This is a genomic window from Leisingera sp. JC11, assembly GCF_040704725.1.
Classification (GTDB): domain Bacteria; phylum Pseudomonadota; class Alphaproteobacteria; order Rhodobacterales; family Rhodobacteraceae; genus Leisingera.
Map to the genome: position 1 here is coordinate 46,112 of NZ_JBFCVS010000003.1, position 20,624 is coordinate 66,735.

The 20,624-nt window shown below is 63.6% G+C and carries 20 protein-coding genes; 6 read left to right on the forward strand and 14 right to left on the reverse strand.

Annotation, left to right across the window (positions count from 1 at the left end; translation table 11 throughout):
- Positions 1-13 precede the first annotated feature (13 nt).
- Positions 14-940, reverse strand: coding sequence for a tRNA pseudouridine(55) synthase TruB (truB, locus tag AB1A62_RS03925; protein ID WP_366660080.1), 927 nt, complete (start codon positions 938-940; stop codon positions 14-16).
- 137 nt (positions 941-1,077) lie between these two features.
- Here truB and AB1A62_RS03930 point away from each other — a divergent pair, with 137 nt between their 5' ends.
- A complete protein-coding gene (locus AB1A62_RS03930; protein ID WP_366660081.1) occupies positions 1,078-1,731 on the forward strand; it encodes an RluA family pseudouridine synthase in 654 nt (217 codons plus the stop codon).
- 9 nt (positions 1,732-1,740) lie between these two features.
- Here AB1A62_RS03930 and AB1A62_RS03935 read toward each other — a convergent pair whose 3' ends face one another.
- Positions 1,741-2,271: an XRE family transcriptional regulator gene (locus AB1A62_RS03935; RefSeq protein ID WP_366660083.1), complete on the reverse strand. Its 531-nt coding sequence runs from the start codon at positions 2,269-2,271 to the stop codon at positions 1,741-1,743.
- A gap of 129 nt (positions 2,272-2,400) precedes the next feature.
- On the opposite strand from AB1A62_RS03935, the gene AB1A62_RS03940 reads away from it, so the two are divergent.
- Together AB1A62_RS03940 and AB1A62_RS03945 are read left to right on the forward strand one after the other, a co-directional pair.
- Positions 2,401-3,114, forward strand: a complete 714-nt coding sequence (locus AB1A62_RS03940; RefSeq protein WP_366660084.1) for an AzlC family ABC transporter permease — start codon at positions 2,401-2,403, stop codon at positions 3,112-3,114.
- Complete coding sequence (locus AB1A62_RS03945; protein WP_366660086.1) at positions 3,107-3,400, forward strand: AzlD domain-containing protein; 294 nt, start codon at positions 3,107-3,109, stop codon at positions 3,398-3,400. The genes AB1A62_RS03940 and AB1A62_RS03945 overlap by 8 nt, the downstream gene beginning before the upstream one ends.
- A gap of 168 nt (positions 3,401-3,568) precedes the next feature.
- Here AB1A62_RS03945 and AB1A62_RS03950 read toward each other — a convergent pair whose 3' ends face one another.
- A complete protein-coding gene (locus AB1A62_RS03950; protein ID WP_366660087.1) occupies positions 3,569-5,008 on the reverse strand; it encodes an aldehyde dehydrogenase family protein in 1,440 nt (479 codons plus the stop codon).
- Between the two features lie 267 nt (positions 5,009-5,275).
- Here AB1A62_RS03950 and AB1A62_RS03955 point away from each other — a divergent pair, with 267 nt between their 5' ends.
- Complete coding sequence (locus AB1A62_RS03955) at positions 5,276-5,926, forward strand: peroxiredoxin (protein ID WP_366660088.1); 651 nt, start codon at positions 5,276-5,278, stop codon at positions 5,924-5,926.
- 69 nt (positions 5,927-5,995) lie between these two features.
- Here the strand turns inward: AB1A62_RS03955 and AB1A62_RS03960 are convergent, their stop codons facing one another.
- The 10 genes from AB1A62_RS03960 to AB1A62_RS04005 form a co-directional block, all read right to left on the reverse strand.
- A complete protein-coding gene (locus AB1A62_RS03960) occupies positions 5,996-7,150 on the reverse strand; it encodes a rhamnan synthesis F family protein (protein ID WP_366660089.1) in 1,155 nt (384 codons plus the stop codon).
- A 51-nt stretch (positions 7,151-7,201) separates the two neighbouring features.
- The gene (locus AB1A62_RS03965; RefSeq protein ID WP_366660090.1) at positions 7,202-8,080 is read right to left on the reverse strand and encodes a glycosyltransferase family 2 protein; all 879 of its coding nucleotides are present in this window, start codon (positions 8,078-8,080) and stop codon (positions 7,202-7,204) included.
- 79 nt (positions 8,081-8,159) lie between these two features.
- Positions 8,160-10,304, reverse strand: a complete 2,145-nt coding sequence (gene pnp, locus AB1A62_RS03970) for a polyribonucleotide nucleotidyltransferase (RefSeq protein ID WP_366660091.1) — start codon at positions 10,302-10,304, stop codon at positions 8,160-8,162.
- Positions 10,305-10,527: 223 nt separating this feature from the next.
- A complete protein-coding gene (locus AB1A62_RS03975; RefSeq protein WP_366660093.1) occupies positions 10,528-11,847 on the reverse strand; it encodes a pitrilysin family protein in 1,320 nt (439 codons plus the stop codon).
- Entirely contained in the window at positions 11,844-13,187 is a 1,344-nt protein-coding gene (locus AB1A62_RS03980; RefSeq protein ID WP_366660095.1) for a pitrilysin family protein, read from the reverse strand. The genes AB1A62_RS03975 and AB1A62_RS03980 overlap by 4 nt, the downstream gene beginning before the upstream one ends.
- Before the next feature lie 175 nt (positions 13,188-13,362).
- A complete protein-coding gene (locus tag AB1A62_RS03985) occupies positions 13,363-13,884 on the reverse strand; it encodes a DUF3035 domain-containing protein (protein WP_366660097.1) in 522 nt (173 codons plus the stop codon).
- 55 nt (positions 13,885-13,939) lie between these two features.
- Entirely contained in the window at positions 13,940-14,422 is a 483-nt protein-coding gene (gene lspA, locus AB1A62_RS03990) for a signal peptidase II (protein WP_366660099.1), read from the reverse strand.
- Positions 14,423-14,438: 16 nt separating this feature from the next.
- On the reverse strand, positions 14,439-16,028 hold the full coding sequence (purH, locus tag AB1A62_RS03995; RefSeq protein ID WP_366660101.1) for a bifunctional phosphoribosylaminoimidazolecarboxamide formyltransferase/IMP cyclohydrolase: 1,590 nt from the start codon (positions 16,026-16,028) through the stop codon (positions 14,439-14,441).
- Positions 16,029-16,052: 24 nt separating this feature from the next.
- Complete coding sequence (locus AB1A62_RS04000; RefSeq protein ID WP_366660102.1) at positions 16,053-17,795, reverse strand: heparinase II/III family protein; 1,743 nt, start codon at positions 17,793-17,795, stop codon at positions 16,053-16,055.
- A gap of 98 nt (positions 17,796-17,893) precedes the next feature.
- A complete protein-coding gene (locus AB1A62_RS04005; RefSeq protein WP_366660103.1) occupies positions 17,894-19,156 on the reverse strand; it encodes an RsmB/NOP family class I SAM-dependent RNA methyltransferase in 1,263 nt (420 codons plus the stop codon).
- 77 nt (positions 19,157-19,233) lie between these two features.
- Here AB1A62_RS04005 and AB1A62_RS04010 point away from each other — a divergent pair, with 77 nt between their 5' ends.
- Both AB1A62_RS04010 and AB1A62_RS04015 read left to right on the forward strand, forming a co-directional pair.
- Entirely contained in the window at positions 19,234-19,425 is a 192-nt protein-coding gene (locus AB1A62_RS04010) for a DUF1674 domain-containing protein (RefSeq protein WP_366660104.1), read from the forward strand.
- Between the two features lie 21 nt (positions 19,426-19,446).
- Entirely contained in the window at positions 19,447-19,779 is a 333-nt protein-coding gene (locus tag AB1A62_RS04015) for an NIPSNAP family protein (protein WP_366660106.1), read from the forward strand.
- Here AB1A62_RS04015 and dapB read toward each other — a convergent pair whose 3' ends face one another.
- On the reverse strand, positions 19,780-20,589 hold the full coding sequence (gene dapB, locus AB1A62_RS04020) for a 4-hydroxy-tetrahydrodipicolinate reductase (protein ID WP_366660107.1): 810 nt from the start codon (positions 20,587-20,589) through the stop codon (positions 19,780-19,782). It abuts the gene before it with no gap.
- Positions 20,590-20,624: the final 35 nt, after the last annotated feature.

Here is a 20,624-nt window from a genome sequence, read left to right on the forward strand (position 1 = left end):
AAGTTGCGCCTTGTTAACCGGCGCTTGCGTCCTGATTGAAGACCCGGCTGGGATGCAGGGTGCCCGATTTATAAACGCCAACCGCCACCGCCTGGCCGTCGAGCGAGGCCCAGGCCTCATCGCCGTATTCAACTTCATCGCTGGGCATTACCATGCCCGGGTTGCCGTTGCGCAGCCGGACTGCACCTTCGAGGGTGCATTTGACCTCAGGCAAATCGGCCAGCCCTTCCTCCAGCGGGCGCAGGTAGGCGTCCAGCTCCGGCGTGCGCGCCAAACGGTCGATCTCCTCCAGCGAAATCCCGTCCTCAGCCGCATCAAAGGGACCGGACCAGATCCGGCGCAGTTCCTTGACATGCCCATGGCAGCCCAGCGCTGCGCCCAGGTCACGGGCGATCGAGCGCACATAGCCGCCCTTGCCGCAGGTCATCTCCAGCACCACGTGGTCTTCGTCCGGGCGGTCCACCATGATCAGCTCCTCGACCCACAGCGGGCGGGCTTCGATCGCCACATCCTCACCATCACGGGCGAGCTTGTAGGCGCGCTGGCCGTCGATCTTGACCGCGGAGAATTTGGGGGGCACCTGCATGATCTCGCCCAGGAAGGGCAGCAGGGCATCCTTGATCTGTTCATCGGTGGGGCGTTCGGTGCTTTCGGCAATCACCTCGCCCTCGGCATCGTCGGTATTGGTCGCCTGCCCCAGCCGCACAGTGAAGGTATAGGCCTTCAATGCGTCGGTGATATAGGGAACGGTCTTCGTCGCCTCGCCCAGCGCCACCGCCAGAACGCCGGTTGCCTCCGGATCCAGGGTGCCCGCATGGCCGGCCTTCTTGGCCTCCAGCGCCCAGCGCACCTTGTTCACAACTGCCGTCGAGGTCAGCCCCGCGGGCTTGTCCACCACCAGCCAGCCGGAAATATCGCGCCCTTTGCGTTTGCGTGCCATGCATCGTCCCCATGTGTCAGTGAGGCGCGCCGGTTACCGGATCGCCGGGACAGTGTCAATTTAACAAAGGCACCGCCTGCGGGAAAGCCGCGCGGCGCCGCTTGCCCTTGCCCTGATCCCGCAGTAGGCAAGCGCCCATGGCCGTATCAAGCGAATACACCCCGCCGCAGGAGCCGCTGGAGATCCTGCACCACGACGCCGAACTGCTGGCGGTGAACAAGCCTGCTGGCCTGTTGTCTGTGCCGGGGCGCGGGGAGCATCTGGCCGATTGCCTGATCAGCCGCATCCAGGCAGTGTTCCCCGAGGCGCTGCTGGTGCACCGGCTCGACCGCGACACCTCCGGCGTGATGGTATTCGGCCTCACCCCCCATGCGCAGCGGCATCTGTCGATGCAGTTTGAAAAGCGCACCGCCAAGAAAGCATATGTCGCGCGGGTGGCCGGCCGGCTGGAACCGCGCAGCGGCACCGTGGACCTGCCGCTGATCGTCGACTGGCCAAACCGCCCGAAACAGATGGTTTGCCATGAAACCGGCAAGCCGGCCGTCACCGACTGGCGGGTGATGAAGTATGAGGACGATGCCACACGGGTGCGGCTGACTCCCAAGACAGGGCGTTCGCACCAATTGCGGGTGCATATGCTTTCACTGGGCCATCCGATCCTGGGCGACCCGCTTTATGCAAGCGGCGCGGCATTGGAGCACCCGCGGCTGATGCTGCATTCCGAGGAGTTGCGGATCAAGCACCCCGACAGCGGCGAGTCGCTGAAGTTCCGGGTGAAGCCCGATTTCTGAGGGCGCCGGTCAGGGCGCCTCCATCACCATCAGGAACATCGTGCCGCTCCGCCGCGCCTCATAGGTATGCGGATGGTCTCCCGGAAAGATGTAGTAGTCACCCGGCCACAGCTGTTCTTCCTGCCCCTCCGGCCCGGCCCTCATCTGGCCGGAACAGACCAGCATATGCTCGACCGTGCCGCGCGGGTGCGGCTGGGCGCGGCGGATCTCTCCGGGCTGCATCACCACCCGGTAGATATCCCGGCGCACGTTTGGCGGGCTGCGCGACAGCAGCACCGCGGCGAAATCGGACTGCTCCGACGCCAGCACCTCACCCTCGCTTGCGCGGATCAGCCTGGTGGCCGGCGCCTCGGTTTCAAACAGCAGGCTCAGCGGGATATCCAGCGCCGCCGCCAAGGCCCAAAGCGTCTCTACACTGGGGTTTCCATTGCCTGCCTCCAGCTGGGACAGGGTCGACTTGGCAATTCCCGCTTTGGCCGCGAGGGCAGAGAGCGACATCCCGGCGCGGCTGCGCTCGCGCTGGATGGCGGCGGCAATCATCTGGTGAGGCGCGGAATCGTTCAATATTTCACCCAATCGTTCGACTTGACGAACATCCTGTTCGTTCGGTATGGAAAACTAACGTTCGGTATAGATGAATGTCACACCTGTTACCAGAGGAGCCTAACAATGGCCGTTCAGCAGATCACCGCCCTCCCCGGCGCCCGCAGCCAGCTGATGGACGGGCTGCGGGACATCCTGCCGCTGGCGGTGGGCGTCGCAGTCTACGGGCTTGCCTTTGGACTGCTTGCCGCGCAGGCGCAGATGGACGGGCTGCAGACCGGGGTGATGGGCACCATCGTCTTTGCCGGCTCCTCGCAGATCATCGCCGTCGAGCGGCTGGTGACGGGCGCAGGAGCAGGCGCCGCCCTGCTGGCGGGCCTTGCGCTGAACCTGCGGCTCCTGCTGATCACCGCCTCTCTGCGGGATGAGCTTGCCGGACGGCCCTGGTGGCAGGTGCTGTTGGGCGTGCATCTGGCCACGGATGAGAACTGGGCGCTGATGCACGCCATGCGCGCCCGCGGCCATCGCGCGGGCTACTGGTATCTGGTGGGCGGCGGATTGGGGCTGGTCGCGGTCTGGGTGCTGGCCACTGTGGCGGGGGCCAGCGTCGCCACGGCAGTGCCGGAGCCCAAGGCCCTGGGCATGGATTTTGCCTTCACCGCTGCCTTTATCGCCATCCTGCGTTCCCTGTGGAGCGGCAGGGCCATGCTACTGCCGTGGGGCGTGTCCATCGCCACCGTGCTGCTGGCGGGCCTGCTGACGCCGCTGGATCCCACCTGGACGCTGATCCTGGGCGGCGCGGCCGGTGCTGCCATTGCCGGAGTGCTGGGCAATGACTGAGACTTGGACCCTGATCCTCGGCCTGGCAGCGGCAACCTTTGCCGTGCGGCTTTCGGGCTATCTGCTGGGCCGGCGGCTGCCGGACCACGGCCCCTGGGCGCGCGGGCTGCAGGCACTGCCGGGCTGCCTGATCCTGTCGCTGGTCACCTATCTGCTGATGCAGGGCGGGCCGCAGGAATGGGCGGCTGGGACTGCCGCGCTGATTGTGGCACTGATCACCCGCAGCCTGCCGCTGACGATGGGTACTGGAATCGCCGCAATCTGCCTGTTTAGAGCCTTTTTCTGATCTCATGACCCCTTGCCCGAGCGCAGCACGGGCCACGCCCAAGTCCGAATCCAGCCTAGCGCAGCCGGGGGGCTTGAGGGCGCGGGAGCACCACCCCTCCTGAACACATCTGGAAAAAAAGAAAGCCGCCCCGAAGGGCGGCTTTCCGTTACGTCCAAAGCGAAGGGCTTACTCGGCTGCCCAGCCGCCGACGGCTTTCACTTCCAGGAAGTCCTCGATGCCCCATTTGCCGCCTTCGCGGCCCTTGCCGGACTGTTTCATGCCGCCGAAGGGCGAACCGGCCGAGCGGGACTTGCCGTTCATTTCCACCATGCCGGAGCGCAGCGCGCGGGCCATGCGGTTGGCGCGGGCGCCGTCCTGAGTCTGCACATAGTTGGTGAGGCCATAGGGCGTGTCGTTGGCAATCTCGATGGCTTCTTCCTCGGACTCGAAGGGGATGATCGACAGCACCGGGCCAAAGATCTCCTCGCGCGCGATGGTCATCTGGTTGTTCACATCGGCAAAGACCGTGGGCTTCACGTAGTAGCCCTTGTTCAGCCCGTCCGGGCGGCCGGTGCCGCCGGCCACCAGTTTGGCGCCTTCGTCGATGCCTTTCTGGATCAGGTCCTGGATCTTGTTCCACTGCATCTCGTTCACCACCGGGCCGATATGGCGGCCCTGCTGGTCTGCCGGGCCGACCTCAACCTTGGCGGCCACTTCCGCCGCCTCGGCGACCACCCGGTCATAGATGCTGTTCTGCACCAGCATCCGGCTGGGGGCGTTGCAGCTCTGGCCGGTGTTTTGCATCATGTGCAGCACGCCGCGCTTCACGGCCTTTTCGTCGGCATCTTCAAAGATCACGTTGGCGCCTTTGCCGCCCAGTTCCAGATCCACTTTCTTCAGCGTCGGCGCGGCAGCCTGGGTGATCGCGATGCCCGCGCGGGTGGAACCGGTGAAGGAGATCATGTCCACGTCCGGATGGGTGGTCAGCTGCGAGCCGACGCCCGGGCCGTCGCCGTTCACCAGGTTGAAGACACCCGCCGGGAAGCCGGCCTCGTCCATCAGCTCGGCAAAGATCATCGCGTTGAGCGGGCTCTGCTCGGACGGTTTCAGCACCATGGTGCAGCCGGCCACCGCCGCAGCGCCGACCTTCAGCGTCACCTGGTTCATCGGCCAGTTCCAGGGCGTGATCAGGGCGCAGACGCCCACCGCCTCGTGAATGATGCGGTCGTTGGGGCTTCGGTCGTTCAGCGGCGCGTCAAAGGGAAACTCCTTGGCCGCGGCGATGAAGTTGCGCAGGTGCCAGCTGCCGGCACCCACCTGCGAAGTGCGCGACATGTCGATCGGCGCGCCCATTTCCAGCGACATCGCCTGAGCCAGGTCCTCGGCGCGGGCCTCGTAGACATCAATCAGTTTCTCGACCAATGCGATGCGCTCCGCCACCGGGGTGGCCATCCAGCCCGGCAGGGCCGCCTTAGCCGCCGCCACGGCAGCGTTGGTGTCGGCTTCAGAGCCCAGCGAGATCACTGCGCAGGGTTCTTCGGTCGAGGGGTTGATCACCTCGAAATCGTTGGCGCCAGAAGGGGCGACCCACTGGCCGTTGATGTAAAATTCGCGTTTCTCGATCATCTGGGAACTCCCAATTCAGAGGTGTTTCTGGTCCCGGCTTGCCGGTTTGGCGGCCACTTTGTCACTGCGCTTTGGAGTGGGCAAGGGGATTTACGCATAATTTGATCAAATTATCACGCGCCCTGTCAACCCTCAGCTTCGGCAGCCGCCGGCGCCGCAAACAGGTGAAATTTTGCGGTTTCCTTGTACGGCGACTTTATCGTTGCGTTAGAGTACTTAGGTATCAGCCAAGACGACTCAATACTTAACTGACAAGGAGACGCCACCATGGGTTTGCGCATTAACGACACGGTCCCAGATTTTACCGCGGAAACGGATCAGGGCACCATTACTTTCCATGACTGGATCGGCGACAGCTGGGCGATTCTGTTCTCCCACCCCAAGGATTTCACCCCGGTCTGCACCACAGAATTTTCGGTTGTCGCGCAGCTGGGCGACGAATGGAGCAAGCGCAACACCAAGGTGATCGGCGTTTCGGTCGATGGTGTTGAGGACCACAAGAAGTGGAAGAAGGACATCGAGGAATACGGCAAGGCCGCACCGGGCTTCCCGATCATTGCAGACGATGGTCTGGCAGTGTCCAAGGCGTTCGACATGCTGCCGGCTGAGGCCTACCTGCCCGATGGCCGCACGCCTGCCGACAGCGCCACGGTGCGTTCTGTCTTTATCATCGGCCCGGACAAGCAGCTGAAGCTCTCGATGACCTATCCGATGACCGTGGGCCGCAACTTTGCCGAGATCCTGCGGGCGCTGGACGGGCTGCAGATGACTGCCAAGGGTGTTGCCACCCCGGCGAACTGGGTGCCCGGCGAGGATGTGATCATCCCGCCCACCGTTTCGAATGAGGAGGCCAAGGCGAAATTCGGCGAGTTCGAGACCATCTTCCCCTACCTGCGCAAGGTGAAGGCACCGGAATAACGCCGCAAATCAATAGGGCTGTGCAGGCAAACCTGCGCAGCCGCCGCACTCCGGATCAGGGACTGGAAGTCAGATTGCCGGGAACCCCGGTGCCTTTTCCCGGCGAAGGGTCTCGGCCTCCTTGGCAATGACATCACCGAAATCACCGCTCAGGGTCCTGGCGAACCGGATCGTTGTTTCCGAGCCTTTCTCGTCCAGCCAGCATGGCGACTTCTTCAGGAAGGCCGCGCCATACAGCCGCCGCATCAGGTCCGGCTGCACGTAGCTCGCGCCTTGAATCGCTACTGCTGTCAGCAGAAAAGCCGTCAGGTCCTCGGCGGATGCATCATCCGCCAGCAGCCGCTCCCGCAGCGCATCAAGACGCGGGCGGTCCAGAAAAACCGATCCCCGCACTGCGGCCTTGATGTCCTCGTGCGAAAGTTCTGCCAGCCGTTGATCCAGGTCGCTTGGGTCGCTCGTCATCCCATGGGAGTAGCCGCTGGAGGTGATCCATTGGCTGAGGCCGATCTCGCCGCGGCGCACCGTCACCTTCTTGTCGCTGGTCAGCGGGAACCGTTCCCAGAACTTGATAAACTTCGGGTCTGCCATCAGCCGGCCCGACATCATTAGCGCAAAGGAACAATAATGGAAGTTCCGGTGCGAGGTGGTGTAGCTCCACCGGATGCTCCGGAAATCCTCGGGATCGACCCGGGCGTGGCCATAGTTTGACACCGCCCCGGTGAAATCCAGCCCGGTCCTTTCTGCTTCGGCGAGCCAGTCCTGCGCCCCCGGCAGCGGGAACCAGGAGGAATCGTTGAGCAGCACCAAGCGGTCGATCTGCGCAGCCTTGCCCCTGGCCAGCAGGATGCCGTCGCGGTAGCCGCCAAAGTCATAACCGTAGTTGGCCCGTTCCAGGCACAGCCAGCAGAGATCCAGAACCCGGGCCCGGTCTGCTTCCGGCAGCGGCAGGTTGGACACTACCAAGGGCGTATAACCGCGGGAGATGAGGTACTGCAGGGCTTCAATGTGCGAAGCCAGAACACCCTGTCTGGGAAAGATCAGATAGACGGCAATCCGCGGGCTGGGCACCGCCCTGCCTGCGGTGCAGCGGGAGTTTTTCGCCAGGAACCAGTCGTAGTACTTATTTCCGAAGACATAGGTGCCGATCCGGCTGGGCAAGAGCTTCAGCTGCGCCAGCGGGCGCTTCAGCTCTCTGGTGATCTTCCAAAGCGGGGGCAGTTTCATCTTCTCTGGCCTCTTTATGTCTTCAAAGATCTGGCGCTTCCGGGCCAGGTCTTAAACCCAGGGCGGCTGCCTGTCGGCGCTCTGCTTTCCGCGGCTGCTGAGGATGGCACGGAAGTAATACCAGGTCTTGGCCCGTTTGCGTGCCGACAGGAGGTTGAGCGGCGAGATCAGCTGCAACCCAGCCTCTAAGAGCGCCCGGGAAAAGCCAAAAGGCTGGTCATGCTTACGCGCGGCATAGACCCGCGACTGACCCATGTACCAGGCTTTCAGCGCCGCAGTCTTGGCGGAACGCTCGGTAGAATGACCCAGGAGGTGGCGGACCTGCGCATCATAGACATACCGCAGCGGGCCGCACTCTGCTTTCAGGCGCAGGCTGAGGTCGTCGTCCTCGTGGAACAGGAAAATCTTGGGATCAAACCCGCCCACCTGTTCGAAGGCGGATCTGCGCGCCAGCAGCGCGCCCCCGGACAGCACCGGCACCTCGCCATCCTGCTTCGCGGCGTCGCGGCCCAGCCAGAGCGATTTCGGAATCAGCTTGCTGCGGCGCTTGAAGAACAGCGAGCCGTCGCCTTTGACGATGCGGGTGTTAAAGGCTGATGCCTCCGAATGGGTATCCGCGGCGGCCAGCAGGTGCTCCAGCGTGTCCGGGAAAAGCTCGGCATCCGGGTTCACAAAGAACAGGAACTCGGTATCGGCTTGCTTCGCGCCCTGATTGCACGCGCGGCCGAAACCCGCGTTTTCAGAGTTGGCAATGAAGCAGGCGGCATGTTCCGCGGCCAGGGTCCGGGTTGCATCAGCATCGCGTGACGCGTTGTCGACCAGGATGACGGAAACCCCGGACGGGATGGAGCGCAGCAGGTTTTCAACAATCACCGAGGAATTATAGGTGACCGTAATGATGGAAATTCGGGAATTCAAAGGCTGGTCCATAAGCGTCCCGGCAGAAATTGAATAGCCCGGGGCACGGCTTATGCGCGCCCCGGGCTGTTTATGTCCGGTCAGAGAAGGATTAGTCCTGCTCTGCCTTTTCTTTCTTCTCCGGCTGGATTTCCTCGCCGGTCTCCTGATCAACGATCTTCATCGACAGGCGGACCTTGCCGCGGTCGTCGAAGCCCAGCAGCTTAACCTTCACTTCCTGGCCTTCCTTCAGAACGTCCGACGGATGGTTCAGGCGGCGGTTCTCGATCTGGGAGACGTGCACCAGGCCGTCACGCTTGCCGAAGAAGTTCACGAAGGCGCCGAAGTCGACGATCTTAACAACCTTGCCGGTGTAGATCTGGCCTTCTTCCGGCTCTGCCACGATCGAATAGATCATGTCATAGGCCTTCTGGATGGCGTCGCCGTTCGGGCTGGCGATCTTGATCACGCCGTCGTCGTTGATGTCGACCTTGGCGCCGGACACCTCGACGATCTCGCGGATCACTTTGCCGCCGGAGCCGATCACTTCGCGGATCTTGTCGGTCGGGATCTGCATGGTCTCGATGCGCGGGGCGTGGACCGAGAACTCGTTGGTCTCGGACAGGGCCTTGCCCATCTCGTTCAGGATGTGCAGACGGCCGTCCTTGGCCTGGGCCAGGGCTTTCTCCATGATTTCCGGGGTGATGCCGGCAACCTTGATGTCCATCTGCAGCGACGTGATGCCGTTTTCGGTACCCGCCACTTTGAAGTCCATGTCGCCCAGGTGGTCTTCGTCACCCAGGATGTCGGTCAGGACCGCGTAGGAGCCGTCGTCCTCGAGGATCAGGCCCATCGCCACACCGGCAACCGGTGCTTTCAGCGGCACGCCCGCGTCCATCATCGACAACGAGCCGCCGCAGACGGATGCCATCGAAGAAGAGCCGTTCGATTCCGTGATCTCGGAAACAAGACGGATGGTGTAGGGGAAGTCGGTCGGAGCCGGCAGTACCGCCTGCAGCGCCCGCCAGGCCAGCTTGCCGTGGCCGATTTCACGGCGGCCCGGGGAGCCGACACGGCCCACTTCGCCAACCGAGTACGGCGGGAAGTTGTAGTGCAGCAGGAAGTTGGACTTGAAGTTGCCATGCAGCGCATCGATGAACTGCTCGTCGTCGCCGGTGCCCAACGTGGTCACGACCAGGCCCTGGGTCTCGCCGCGGGTGAACAGGGCGGAACCGTGGGTGCGCGGCAGCAGGCCGGTTTCGGCCACGATCGGGCGCACGGTGGTGGTGTCGCGGCCGTCGATGCGCTTGCCGCCTTTCACCACGTCGCCGCGCAGGATGCCGGCTTCCAGCTTTTTCATGGCAGAGCCGAGGTTGGCGTCTTCCAGCTGTTCCTCGCTCAGCGCTTCCTTGATCGCTTCACGGGCAGCGGCAACAGCGGCGGTGCGCTCCTGCTTGTCGGTGATCGCAAAGGCGGCGCGCATCTGCTCTTCACCGGCGGCCTTCACGGCCTCATACAGCTCGGAGTAATCCGGCGCCTGGAAGTCGAACGGTTCTTTTGCGGCTTCTTCGGCCAGCGAAATGATCAGGTCGATCACCGGCTGGATCTGCTCATGCGCGAAGTTCACCGCGCCCAGCATCTCGGCTTCGGACAGTTCGTAGGCTTCCGATTCCACCATCATCACGGCGTTCTTGGTGCCGGCCACAACCAGGTCCAGGCGCTGCTCGGGGTTGAGGCGCAGGTCCTGCATGTCGTCGACGGTCGGATTCAGCACGTATTCGCCATCGACATAACCGACGCGGGCGCCGGCAATCGGGCCCATGAAGGGCGCGCCGGAGATGGTCAGGGCCGCGGAAGCCGCGATCATTGCGACGATGTCCGGGTCGTTGACCAGGTCGTGGCTCAGCACGGTGCACATCACCAGTACTTCGTTCTTGAAGCCGGGGACGAACAGCGGGCGGATCGGACGGTCGATCAGACGCGCGGTGAGGGTTTCTTTTTCGGTCGGGCGCGCTTCGCGCTTGAAGAAGCCGCCGGGCACCTTGCCCGCAGCATAGTATTTTTCCTGGTAGTGCACGGTCAGCGGGAAGAAGTCCTGGCCGGGCTTCTGCTGACGGGCAAAGGTCACGTTGGCCATGACCGAGGTTTCGCCCAGGGTGGCAATCACGGAGCCATCAGCCTGGCGGGCAACCTTGCCGGTTTCCAGTGTGAGCGTCTCTTCGCCCCACTGCATCGATTTTTTGGTGACGTTAAACATCTAGCGTATCCTAATTGGGAGCACTCCCGGCCCTCCGGGTCTCCCGTTTGCGTGGCGGCCCCATTGCCGCCGGCCCCATCTATCTTTCTTTCGCGTGCCGGGGCCTTGGCACATCGTCTCAGACAGGCCCGCCCATACAGGAGTTTCAGGCAAAATGAAAGGGAAAGCGGCAGCGTGCTGTGCAGGGGGTGCAGGCGGGGAGCTGAGCCGCGCCTGTCCCGGGTCAGTTGGTGGTTTCCAGTCCCTCGGGGCGGCCCGCGATGGTGAAATGCAGACCGTCCGGGTCCAGGAACTCCGCCGCAAAACGTTTCACATCTTCCAGAGTGACGGCGTTGATGCGGTCATTGCGGGTTTCCACATAGCTGATCGGCAGATCATCCATCTGCATTCCCGCCAGGATCGAGGCGATACGGCTGTTGCCGTCAAACCGCAGCGGGTAGGCGCCGGTCAGGTAGGTCTGGGCATCCTTCAGCTCTTGCTCCGTCACGCCTTCCTCTGCCATCCGGCGCCATTCGCCACGGATAACCTCCACGGCCTCAGCCATCTTGCCGTTGGCCGAGGCCACGGACCCCATGTAGACCGCGGCCAGATCCCGCGGGACCAGATAGGAATAGACCCCGTAGGTCAGTCCGCGTTTTTCCCGGACTTCTGTCATCAGCCGGGTTTCGAAAGAGCCGCCGCCAAGGATCTGGTTCATCACATAAGCAGTGAAGAAATCCGGGTGCTCGCGCTCGATACCCCTTTGGCCGAACAGCGCCACCGATTGCGGGGTGTCGAAATCGACAACGGTCACCCCGCCCTCGATGCTCACCTGCGCCGGGCCGGGGATCGGTGCGCCTTTTTCCGGCAGCGCGCCCAGAAGATCGTCCAGCAACACGCCAAGCTCTTCGGCAGTTATGTCGCCAACGGCGCTTACATAGAGCCTGTCGCGGGCAAAAACGGCCTCGTAAGCATCAAAAATATCCTGGCGGCCAAGCGCGGCAACAGAGTCCAGCGTGCCTTTGCCGTCGCTGCCATAGGGGTGATCGCCATATGCCATTTCGGCAAATGCGAGGCCCGCAATATTATTCGGGTTCTTGGCATCCGACCGCAGACCGGCCAGCACCTGCGCCCGGACCCTGTCCAGCGCATCCTGGTCAAACCGCGGCTGCAGCAAGGTCTGACGCAGCAAATCCACGGCTTCTTCGCGGTTTTCTGTCAGGAAGCGGGCAGAGATGGACACCGAATCCTTGTCGGCGTCGTAGCTGAACTCCGCCGCCAGGGATTCCAAGGCCCGTGCATAGTCTTGCGCGCGGAGATCGCCGGAGCCCTCCTCCAGCAATCCTGTCATCAAATAGACCGCACCGCGCTTACCCGGCGCATCCAGCGAAGTGCCGCCGCGGAAGCTCAATTCGAGCGCAGAGAAGGGAATCGCATGATCCTCCACCAGCCACGCGGTGATGCCGCCGGGAGAGGTGACTTCCTGGATTTTGATTTCAGCCCAGGCCGGCAGCGCCAGGAACCAGGCGAGCAGCGCAGCGGTGACAAACCTCAGCAGGCTCATTGGGTCACCTCCTGGCTGCGCGTCATCCAGCCTGTAACCGATGTTTCCGGCCGCAGGACTTCACTTGCAGCAGCGATGATTTCATCTGCGGTGACCGATTGCAGGATCTTCGGCCAGTCCTGCACATCCTGCACCGTCAGCCCGATGCTCAGCGCCTGGCCATAGCGGTTGGCAATCCCGTTCACATTGTCCCGGTCATAAATCTCTGCGGCGCGCAGCTGCAGCTTGATCCGTTCCAGCTGGGCTTCGTCCACCCCTTCCTCAAGGAAACGGGCAATGGTGGCGTCCAGCGCCGCCTCCGCTTCTTCCATCCCGGTGCCCTCGGCGGGCACAATGAGCAGGGTAAAGGAGGTATCATCCATTGTGCCGCCGGAATAGAAGGCACCCGTGTAGACCGCGACCTGCTGGTCGAATTGCAGTGCATTTGCCAGATAAGAGGTGTTTCCGCCGCCCAGAAGCTTCGCCAGCAGGTAGAGCGCCGCGGCTTTCTGCTGGTCACCGCTATCCCGCTCCGGCGCCAGGTAGGAGCGCTGCACATAGGGTTGCGCGACGCGCGGGTCTTCGAAGGTAAGACGGCGGGCGGCGGTTTGCGGCGGTTCCTGGCTGCGGAAACGTTCCGGCAAATCGGGGTTGGCCGGGATCACGCCGTAATACTGTTCCGCCAGCGCCTTCACTTCGTCCGGCCGCACATCTCCGGACACCACCAGGATGGCGTTATTGGGCGCGTAATAGGTGCGGTAGAAGGACAGCGCGTCCTCCATGTCCAGGCTTTCCATCTCATGCCGCCAGCCGATTACCGGCTGGCCGTAGCGGTGATTAAGGTACTGCACCGCCTGCAGCTGCTCGCGGAACAGCGCCACGGGATCATTGTCGGTGCGCTGGTTGCGCTCTTCCAGAATGACCTCACGCTCGGTGGCGATGTCCTCCTCGCTGAGGCGGAGGTTGGTCATCCGGTCGCTTTCCATCTGCATCATCAGCTCCAGCCGGTCGGCGGCGACACGCTGGAAATAGGCGGTGTAGTCATAGCTGGTGAAGGCATTGTCCTGGCCGCCGTTGGCCCGGACCGTAGCGGACAGCTCGCCCGGCGCCAGCTTGTCGGTGCCCTTGAACAGCAGGTGTTCCAGGAAATGAGCAACCCCGGACTGGCCTGGCGGCTCATCCGCGGAGCCGGCCCGGTACCAGACCATCTGCTGCACCACAGGCGCGCGGTGGTCCTCGATCACCACCACATCCATGCCATTGTCCAGGGTAAACGCGGTCACTGCCTCATCCTCAGCCCGTACCGGGGCGGACAACGCAGCACTCAGCGCTGCGGCGGCCAATGTGATCCTTGGGATCATCTGGCATCCTCCAATTTCTGCACCGTAGCCCTTGCCCGGCAGGATGCGGTTACTGCTCTATTGTTCATTTTCTTCAATGCAGCCACAATTCGCCGCCCATTGCCAGCAGAAAGACTGCTGTCAACCTACGTCGCTGCTGGCGTCATGCAAGACCGGCTGGCAGAAAAGTGAGCGTTCAGGACTCTTCTTCAGGCGGCGAAGAAGGCGTGGCCGCGCCGGCCTTACGGAACTGTTCGCTGACGGCAAACGGGTCAATGCTCTGCTTGCGGTACAGCTGCTCGTAGCGGTCCACCGGCACGATCTTGATCCGGCCCAGATGGCGGTTGCGGTGGCGGAATTTTGCGTCCTCCGAGGCCAGCGTCTCGCGCACGCCCGGTTCGACACCATAACGGCTGGAGGCGGTGACCAGCGCCGCATCGCCCGACGGCACGCCTGCAGCGGGCACAAGCGCCCCCGGCTTACCGCCCAGTGCGGCTACCGCATCAGCCTGCGGGTTTGGATCGGTCAGGTTGCTGCCGCCAGGAGTCGGCGCCGGCAGCGAAGCATAGCTTTCAGGCGCGCTCAGCGGTTTGGAGGGCAGGATCAGAAACTCATCCGGACCGGACCCCGGCTTCTGCAGGACGCGCAGCCCTTTTTGCGCACAGCCGGACACTGCCAGCGCGCCAGCCAGAACGATCACTCCGAACGGGATCCGCATTGCCCCAAACTCCTGCCTGTTTCCCAGCGCTTGTAACGCAATTGCCTGGCGAGGTCTACGCAGGCTTTTTACGGCGCCCGTCAAAGAAGATTAGCCCGGCTGCGCCGGCAAAGATGAAGATATCGGCGACGTTGAACACAAACGGATTCTGGATTCCGCAGCAGGACGTGTTGAGGAAATCCAGTACATAGCCGTAGAGCAGCCGGTCCGCGACATTGCCAAGGGCCCCGCCGATCACCAGCCCGGCTGACAGCTGCATGCCTCTGGATTTGTCATGGCCCCGGTGGATCCAAACGGCCAGGGCAATGCAGATCACCACCGACAATCCGATCAGGATCCAGCGGGCGGCCTCGTCGCCGCCGCCGAACAGGCCGAAGTTGATGCCGGTATTCTCGCCGTAGCGGAAATTGAGGAACGGCGGCAGCACGTCGATCCGGTGGCGCTGGTCCAGCCCCATCCAGTGGATCACCAGGTATTTGCTGGCCTGATCCGCCAGGAAGGAGAGGGCCGCGGCCCAGATCATCCAACGTGCTGCCATGACTGTATCGCCCTCTTTAGTGGCGGAAGTGGCGCATGCCGGTGAAGACCATGGCGAGGCCTTTCTCGTTGGCCGCCTTGATCACCTCGTCATCGCGCATCGAGCCGCCCGGCTGGATCACGCAGGCGCCGCCTGCAGCGGCCGCTTCCAGCAGACCGTCCGCGAAGGGGAAGAAGGCGTCAGAGGCCACTGCGCAGCCCTTGGCAAGGCTTTCCTCCAAACCCAGTTCGGCGGCCATGCGGCCTGCCTTGGCAGCCGCCACGTTGGCGCTGTCCAGACGGCTCATCTGGCCGGCACCAACACCGACAGTTGCGTTGTCCTTCACATAAACGATTGCATTGGACTTGACGTGCTTGGCGACTTTCCAGGCAAACAGCAGGTCCTGCATCTGGGCATCGGACGGCGCCTTCTCGGTCACCACCTTCAGGTCGTCCATGCCGACATAGCCAACGTCCTTGTCCTGGACCAGCATACCGCCAGCCACCTGCTTGTAGGCCACGATCGGCTTGCGCGGATCCGGCAGGCCGTCGGTCAGCAGCAGGCGCAGGTTCTTCTTGGCGGCAAAGATTTCCTTGGCTTCATCAGACGCACCCGGAGCAATCACCACCTCGGTGAAGATCTCGGTGATCTTGGCGGCGGTTTCCGCGTCCAGCGGCTGGTTCAGCGCCACAATGCCGCCGAAGGCCGAAGTGCGGTCGCAGTCGAACGCCTTCTGATAGGCTTCGGCCAGGGTTGCGCCCTTGGCCACACCGCAGGGGTTGGCGTGCTTGATGATCGCAACTGCCGGGCTGTCCGCCGGGTCGAATTCCGCCACCAGCTCATAGGCAGCATCGGTGTCATTGATGTTGTTGTAGCTCAGTTCCTTGCCCTGCAGTTGAACTGCGGTGGCAACGCCAGGGCGGTTCGAACCATCGGTGTAGAAGGCTGCGGTCTGGTGGCTGTTCTCGCCATAACGCAGGGTCTGCTTCAGCTCGCCGGCAAAGGCGCGGCGCTTGGGCGCTTGCAAGTCCAGCTCGCCTGCCAGCCAGTTGGAAACTGCCGCGTCATAGGCCGCGGTGCGGGCATAGGCCTTCTGCGCCAGCTTGCGGCGGAAGCGCGGGCAGGTCGCGCCGTCGTGCTGATCCATGTCGCCCAGCAGTTTTTCATAATCCTCGACATCGACAACCACGTTGACAAAGGCGTGGTTCTTGGCCGCCGCGCGGATCATCGCCGGGCCGCCAATGTCGATGTTCTCGATGCAGGTATCGTAATCCGCGCCTTTGGCCACCGTGGCCTCGAACGGATAAAGGTTCACCACCAGCAGGTCGATGGCGCCGATGCCATGCTCGTTCATCGCGGCGACATGGGTGTCATTGTCGCGCAGTGCCAGCAGCCCGCCATGCACCATCGGATGCAGGGTCTTGACCCGGCCGTCCATCATTTCCGGAAAACCTGTCACTTCGGAGACGTCTTTGACCGTCAGGCCAGCATCACGAAGCGCCTTGGCGGAACCGCCGGTCGAAAGCAGCTCGACACCGCGCGCGGCCAGCGCCTGGCCCAGCTCGATCAGGCCGGTCTTGTCGGATACGGAAAGCAGCGCACGGCGTACGGGGTGAAGGTCGGTCATGGCAGGGCAGGTCCTTTTAAAGGCTCAGTCAAACGTCTCGGGTTCGTCCCGGTTCAGGTCTCGCACGGCAATGGCAGTCTCCTGCGCTTTGCTGAGCGTCCACCGGACGCGGGTGGCATATCCCATCGCCCGCCCGGATAAAACGATCTGCTTTGCCGCACGCGGCTTCAAGCGGGTCTTTTCCAGGAAAACGCTTGGCTCCAGCCGCAGCCGGCAGGCGCCGTCATGGCGGAACACCCAGATTTCCCCGCTCTTGAGCGCCATGGATACTGCTGCGCCGCCCAAGTCAAGGGTTGCATCCACCTCCGGGTGCAAATGCAAGCGGATATCGAAGCTGACTCCGCCATCCGGGTTGCTGCGGCTTACCTTGCCAAAGCGGGCCTTGGCCGGATCTTCAAGGGCCAGAAGCATGTCCTCTCCCGACAGGGCGCGGCCGTCAAAGGACAGATCAAGGGTGCGGGCATGGGTCAGGCCGAAATGCGCGGCATAACCGTTGTGGCCGCCCTGAAACCGGAAACCGTCTTCCAAGTCCATGATGTCCAAGGGCACGTCGTCCGGCGCCTCGATCAGCTCCTCATGACCGGTGGTCTTATGCGGCGCGGCCAGCCGGGCGCTGGAGTGGCCTTCGATGCACAGCGTGCTGTGCGACGGCGTCGCCCGCCCGGCGCGGCGCCATTCCACGCCGAAGGATTCGCCCGAACCGCAATTCACGATCAGCGGCCGGCGTCCCGAGGTCAGCTCAAACGCCAGCGTCGAGGCATGGCCGTTATAGGATGCTTTGCCCTCGGGCGGCGCCGAGGCATCCACGATCACCGAAGTGCGCCGTGCCGACAGCCGGGCAAAACCCATCGCCAGCCCGTCTGCATGACGCTCTGCCACATGGCTGGCGGCCAGCGCGTGGTCCAGGCGCCCCTCCAGTCCGCGGCCGCCGCCATGAAACCGTGCCAGCCCGCCGTCGCTGTGGCGCAGGGTGCGCAGGGTCGGCGCTATCCGTTCGATCGCGGCAATATGGGCAGCAGGCACCGTGCGGCCGGCCTCATGCAGGGCCGCGGCAGCCCAGGTCAGCAGGGTGAATACCTCCAGCAGCTCTTCCGGATTGCGGGTCGGCAGGCCGCCCTGATCGTCGATCTGAGACTCGCATTCCGCTGCCAGCGCCCTGACCGCCGGATCCGCCAGTTCCTCCCGCCCCTGCAAGGCAAGACCCGCATAGATCAGGCCGCACAGCGCCTCGAACCGCGGCAGGCCGGGCGCCGCCCCCTGCCAACGCTGCGACAGATACCAGGTCTGCTGCGCCAGAGAGCCATAGAACGCCTCGGTGTCTTCCTTTTCCTTGCCGCTCAGCAGGAACAGCGCGTGGTTAATCCAGCGGATCACCCGCCGCCCGGTCAAGTCCGGCAGCCAGGCCAAACCGCTGCCGCGTCCATGCTGCGCAATCCAGCCCCAAACCCATTTCTGCGCTTTCAAGCGGGCTTTAAAGTCGCCAACTGCCGCCAGATCGTCGAGCCAGGCAAACCCGTGCCTCTCCGCGTCAAAGGCCGTGTCCGGCGCGGCAACCTCCCACAGCCCGGTGTCAGGCGATTCGACCAGATAGCCGGCGAACAGCAGATTTCCCGCCACCAGCTGCCGCCCGCGGGCAAAACTGCCGATGGTGCGCGGCTCGGGCTGCGAAACAAAGCCGGTTGCCGCTGGCTGGCTGCGCGCCCGCCAGGCGTAATACCGGTTCAGCAGCCGGGTGCCGCGGCCTGCCATTCTGTCATAAGTGGACATGCTCTTTTGCCTCACGCCAAGTTTGCCAGGGCGTTTTGGCAAGAGCATAGCGCGGGGTTTGTATCAAGTCACCGGCGAATGCCAGTGACGTCCCAGGGTCACGCGGATTTGCGCAAAAGGGCCATGTAGAATCCGTCCATGCCACCGCGGTCCGGCCAGTAATCCGGGCGCAGGCGCACGCCGCCTTCCTCGGTGATCCACTGCGGATCAACACCAGGCAGTGCCAGCGCATCGCGGTCTGCCGCCATGTCCGGGAACATGTCCAGCGCATCCTCGACCTGGCATTCACCCTCGTCCGGCAGCAGCGAGCAGGTGCAGAACATCAGCCTTCCGCCGGGTTTCACCAGGCTCCAGGCGTGGGCCAGCATATGCGCCTGCAATTCGATCAGCGCCCCGAACTCGCTGCCGTCCTTGGCCTGCGGCAGGTCCGGGTGGCGGCGGATGGTGCCGGTGGCGGAACATGGCGCGTCCAGCAGCACCGCGTCATACTGGCCGGTCTGCTCCAGCGCATCGCCCACGATCAGCTCCGCCTGCAGCCCGGTGCGCTCTAGGTTTTCCCTGAGCCGCGCAACGCGGCCTTCCGAGACGTCCACGGCCGTCACCGTGGCACCCGCAGCAGCCATCTGCATGGTCTTGCCGCCCGGCGCGGCGCACAGCTCCAGCACCTGTTCACCGGGCTGGACATTCAGAATGCGGGCCGGAAGCGCGGCGGCGGCATCCTGCACCCACCAATCGCCGGCGGCATAACCCGGAAGCGCAGAAACCTGGCCGGCATTGGAAATCCGCACCGATCCGGTGGGCAGCATCTCACCGCCAAGCGCGCTCAGATCCGCATCCGGCTTGCCGGTGATATCCAGCGGCGCGCCGGCAAGATGCGCAGCCTCCATGCCCAGCATCGCCTCAGCCCCCCAAGCCTGCACCAGCGGCTTGCGCAGCCAGTTCGGCAAACGGGGCGTACGCAGCTTGGCCCATTCCGCCGGGCCTTCGTCAGCCACCTTGCGCAGAACGGCATTGACCAGCCCCTTGAGCTGACCATGACGGCGGTGCTTGGAGACAATCGCCACCATGGCATTGACCACCCCATGCGCGGCACCGCCCGAGCACAGCTCAACCGTCCCCAGCCGCAGCGCATTCATCACCAGCAGCGGCGGTAACTTTTTAAGGTGCTTTTTCAGCACCCTGTCGGCGCGTTCCAGGCTGCGCAGGGTTTCCGCGGCCAGCCGCTGCGCCCGGGCGCGGTCCTCCGGTGCCAGCTTATCCAGCGCGCCCGCGGCATAGCATTCCGCCAGCAGCCGCCCCTCTCCCAGCACCTGATCCAGCAGGTATACCGCAGTGCGGCGGGCGTGATTGGCATCGGACATCTGGCAACTCCTCAGGGCGCGGCTTGTTTGCGCGGGACAGGGGCGTATATCATGGGCGGAGCATAAAGGAACCCGCGATGAGCGACGATACCGCGACTGAACTGAAAGACCTGCCCCCCGCCGCCCTGCGCGCCCTGGCCGAGGCAGAAGAGCGCCGCAAGGCAGCCGAGGCGCAGGAGCCGCGCCCCAAGGAGCTGGGCGGCCGCGACGGCCCCGACCCCGCCCGCTATGGCGACTGGGAGAAAAAGGGCATCGCCATCGACTTCTAAGCAGCGGGAGCCTGAAACGTCATGATCCTGGAAATCCGCAGGTACACGCTGCATCCCGGAAAACGCGAAGAGTTCATCCGGTTTTTTGAAGCGGTGAACCGTCCTGCGCTGAAAGCGGCCGGCATGCTGGTCTTCGGCCCGATGCGCGATACCGAAGATCCGGACAAGGTTCACTGGATACGCGCTTTCCAGAACATGGAAGAACGCGAACGGATCAAGGAAGCTTTCTATGGCAGCCCGGTTTGGGCTGAAGAGGTTGAGCCAACCGTCATGCCCCTGATTGCGCATTTCGAGGCTTCGGTTGTCTCAACCACTGAAGGTTTTGAGGGGTTCAAGGGAACCCCGGAGCTGTAATCAAAGCCCCAGCACATCCACCATGTCATACTGGCCCGGCCCCTTGTCCTGGCCCCACAGCGCGGCTTTCAGCGCGCCGCGGGCAAAGATCGCCCGGTCGGTGGCCAGGTGGCGCAGCACGATCCGCTCTCCCGCTGCAGCAAACAGCACGTCATGCTCGCCCACGATATCGCCGCCGCGGATGGCGGTGAAGCCGATGTCGCCGCGTTTGCGGGCGCCGGTGATGCCGTCGCGGCCGGAGTCGCGCACATCCGCCAGTTTCACACCGCGGCCCTCGGCAGCGGCCTCGCCCAGCATCAGCGCCGTGCCGGAAGGTGCATCCACCTTGTGATGGTGATGCGCCTCGATCACCTCGATATCGAAATCCTCGTCCAGCGCGGCGGCAACCTTCTTGGTCAGCTGCACCAGCAGGTTCACACCCAGGCTCATATTGCCTGCACGCACAATAACCGCATGGCGCGAGGCTGGCTCCAGCTGAGCGATCTGCTCATCGGTCATGCCGGTGGTGCCGATCACATGCACCGCGCGGGCCTGCGCCGCAAGCTTGGAAAAGGCCAGCGTTGCCTCGGGCGCGGTGAAGTCGATCACCGCCTGGGCCTTGGAAAATGCCTCCAGCGCGTCGGCGGTCACGGTGACGCCAACCGGCTGGCCGCCCATCATCTCGCCAACGTCGCGGCCGACCCACGCGTGGCCCTCGCGCTCCACCGCGCCAACCAGTGTGGCCTTGTCGCTTTCCAGCACCGTCTTGATCAGCATCTGCCCCATACGGCCCGATGCGCCGGTAATCACTATCCCTGGTTTGTGAGTCATTGGCCCATTTCCTTGTTCAAGCTGGTTTTCTCCTA